The organism is Citrobacter sp. wls826 (genome assembly GCF_005281245.1).
GTDB lineage: Bacteria > Pseudomonadota > Gammaproteobacteria > Enterobacterales > Enterobacteriaceae > Citrobacter > Citrobacter braakii.
This window is the reverse complement of record NZ_SZWS01000019.1, coordinates 5,560-8,565: the sequence shown is the minus strand read 5'-3', so window position 1 is coordinate 8,565 and position 3,006 is coordinate 5,560. Positions and strand designations below refer to the sequence as shown.

4 protein-coding genes and 1 other annotated feature are annotated in these 3,006 nt (G+C 50.9%); of the genes, 1 reads left to right on the top strand and 3 read right to left on the bottom strand.

The features are described 5' to 3' along the window. Positions 1-961 (top strand): bifunctional chorismate mutase/prephenate dehydrogenase (tyrA, locus tag FDW87_RS04280; protein ID WP_252363000.1); only part of this gene is annotated, 961 nt, incomplete at its 5' end. A 101-nt stretch (positions 962-1,062) separates the two neighbouring features. On the opposite strand, the gene pheA is transcribed toward tyrA, so the two are convergent. The 3 genes from pheA to raiA all read right to left on the bottom strand — a co-directional run bounded on the left by pheA (position 1,063) and on the right by raiA (position 2,812). Continuing rightward, entirely contained in the window at positions 1,063-2,223 is a 1,161-nt protein-coding gene (gene pheA / locus FDW87_RS04275) for a bifunctional chorismate mutase/prephenate dehydratase (protein ID WP_047499527.1), read from the bottom strand. A 22-nt stretch (positions 2,224-2,245) separates the two neighbouring features. Further along, positions 2,246-2,371: a sequence feature (Phe leader region), on the bottom strand. Next, entirely contained in the window at positions 2,323-2,370 is a 48-nt protein-coding gene (pheL, locus tag FDW87_RS04270; protein WP_100250063.1) for a pheA operon leader peptide PheL, read from the bottom strand. Its footprint overlaps the feature before it by 48 nt. 102 nt (positions 2,372-2,473) lie before the next feature. Further along, positions 2,474-2,812, bottom strand: coding sequence for a ribosome-associated translation inhibitor RaiA (gene raiA, locus FDW87_RS04265; RefSeq protein ID WP_003031244.1), 339 nt, complete (start codon positions 2,810-2,812; stop codon positions 2,474-2,476). Between the last annotated feature and the right edge of the window lie 194 nt (positions 2,813-3,006).

Below are 3,006 nucleotides of genomic sequence, written 5' to 3'. Positions count from 1 at the left end.
GGCCTCCCGCCGGGCGGAAGCGGAAGCCCTTGGCGTGCCGCCGGACCTGATTGAAGATGTGCTGCGCCGGGTTATGCGCGAGTCTTACTCCAGTGAGAACGACAAAGGATTTAAAACGCTTTGTCCTTCTCTGCGACCGGTGGTGATTGTCGGCGGCGGCGGTCAGATGGGACGTCTGTTCGAAAAAATGCTCACCCTGTCAGGTTATCAGGTACGGATCCTGGAACAGCAGGACTGGGATCGTGCGCCGGAGATCGTCTCTGATGCTGGCATGGTGATCGTCAGCGTGCCGATCCACGTCACTGAGCAGGTGATCGCCAAATTACCGCGTCTGCCGTCCGACTGCATCCTGGTGGATCTGGCTTCGGTGAAAAATGGTCCTTTGCAGGCGATGCTGGCGGCGCACGACGGCCCGGTGGTGGGATTACACCCTATGTTTGGCCCGGACAGCGGCAGTCTGGCAAAGCAGGTCGTCGTCTGGTGTGACGGACGTCAGCCGGAAGCCTATCAGTGGTTTCTGGAACAGATTCAGGTGTGGGGTGCGCGACTGCATCGGATCAGTGCTGTTGAACATGACCAGAACATGGCATTTATTCAGGCATTGCGTCACTTTGCGACCTTTGCTTACGGTCTGCATTTAGCGGAAGAGAATGTTCAACTGGAGCAGTTACTGGCACTCTCTTCGCCAATTTATCGCCTTGAACTGGCGATGGTCGGACGTCTGTTTGCCCAGGATCCGCAGCTCTATGCCGATATCATTATGTCGTCTGAGAGTAACCTTGCGCTGATCAAACGCTACTACCAACGTTTTGGTGAGGCGATCGGTTTACTGGAGCAGGGCGATAAGCAAGCGTTCATCGACAGCTTCCGTAAGGTGGAGCACTGGTTTGGTGATTATGCGAAACGCTTCCAGAACGAAAGCCGTACTTTGTTGCGCCAGGCTAACGATAGTCGCCAATAAATACGATGATTGATGGCAACGCTGATGCGTTGTATCAGTCATACAAGGATCGGCTAAATAGAATGCCGGATAAGCGTAGCGCCATCCGGCATTGTCAAACGTTAGCTTGGATCGACCGGCACCACATTCTCACTTGGATAGCAGCCAAGTACTTTCATCGAGCGCGTAATCTCACCTAACTCCTTCAATGCTTTTTGCATCTGGGGTGATTCCAGGTTGGCCTGGATATCAAGATAAAACATTTCCTCCCACGGATTGCCGTGAATCGGGCGTGACTCCAGTTTAGTCATAATCAGATTATGGTTGCGCAGTACCAGCAGAGCTTCTACCAGCGCACCGGCTTGTTGTCCTGTCGCCATAAGCAACGTGGTTTTTGCTGGCACCTGATCGGAAACATTGATTGCCTTGCGCGCCAGTACCACGAAGCGGGTGATGTTTTGCGTCTGATTAGCTTCAATATGCTCAAGAACCTGCAAACCGTATAGTACGCCTCCGGCTTCGCTCCCCAGAGCCGCCACGCGCGGTGAGTTAGCCTGCGCAACTTTTTCCATCGCCGCCGAGGTGCTTTCGGTGTACTCAATCTTCCAGTGTGGGTAACGACTCAGGAATTTGCTGCACTGCTGGAATGGCTGCGGATGGCTATATACCGTTTCAATGGTCTCGAGATCTGTCGTGCCGGACACCAGTAGGCAGTGGTCAATCGTGATAGTCATCTCGCCAACGATAGACAGGCTGGTGTGCTGTAGCAGGTCGTAAACGTCGTTAATCCCACCGGAACTGGTGTTTTCAATCGGAACCACTGCGTAGTCAGCTTGTCCGGTTTCGACCTGATTAAAGATATCGGCAAATTTTGCGCAGCCGCTTTCTATAAATTGTTCAAAATGGCGGGCAGCATACTGACGTGCGGCAAGATGAGAATATGACCCTTTTGGCCCGAGGAAAGCAACGCGTGCTGAGTGTGGGTTAATTTTATTCAGATGCTGCTGGAGCAGTGCCTGCTGAGTCAGGACGGAGTCTTCGATTATGAGCTGGAACAGGCGAGTGATGTAGTGAGCATCAAGATGATGTGCTTTGCCAAGCTGAATCAGTCGGTCCAACAGATCGCGCTCACGGTCGATATCACGAACTGGACGATGCGAAAGCAGCTTAGCTTTGCCAACTTCTACGGCCAGTCCACGTCGCTCAGCCAGCAGGGCCAGTAATTTTTCATCCAGCGTGCTGATCTTATCGCGCAGCGCCAGCAATGGGTTATCCGATGTCATAGTGTTGCCTTTCTTGTTATCAATAAAAAAGGCCCCCCGTTGTGGGAGGCCTTATTGTTCGTCTTCGCATTCTTTATCACACGACGAAACGCCTCCCATTCAGGGGAAGGTAAAAAAGAATGCGAAGAAGAACGGGACAAGTTTCATGTAATTTTCCTTTGGCTACGTCAGTAAAGTACCCGTACTGTTTTCACCCTGTCAACAAAAAACGCGCCCGGAGGCGCGTTGGCGATACACTCAATGTAAGGGACTACTCTTCTTCTGCTTCGACGAAGTTGGCGTCTTTGACTGAAGTTGTTGCACGACGGGCTTCGCCTTTGTGCTGCACTTTATTGAGCTGCCGTTCCAGCTTGTTGATCAAATCGTTAATTGCGGTGTACATATCCTCGTGTTTTGCGCTGGCGACCAGATGTCCGTTCGGTGTATTGATGGTGGCATCAGCAATGAAACCCTGCGGCTCCTTAGACAGAATGATATGTGGATTAATCAGATGAGTTTGCCATTTTTCGAGTTTGGCGAGACGGTCTGCGACATGCTGGCGAATTGCCGGAGTAATTTCCATTTGTTTACTGGTAATGTTCATTGTCATAAATTTTACCTCTTGTCTTTCCCGTCTTGGTGATTCCAGCATACCGTTCCTAATGTCAAAATGTGTGATGTTAATCACATTTTTTTGTCGCTTTTTGTCAAGAAAACCTTTTTGTGAGGCACCGCAGGAACAAGCGATTTTTTACTTGAGGAATACCTGAAAGCAAGCCATATTTGATGAGATGCGTTGCAGCT

Excerpts from the sequence above, each read along its gene's own strand:
- pheA (WP_047499527.1), bottom strand. The coding sequence starts at position 2,223 with ATGACATCGGATAACCCATTGCTGGCGCTGCGCGATAAGATCAGCACG.
- raiA (WP_003031244.1), bottom strand. The coding sequence starts at position 2,812 with ATGACAATGAACATTACCAGTAAACAAATGGAAATTACTCCGGCAATT.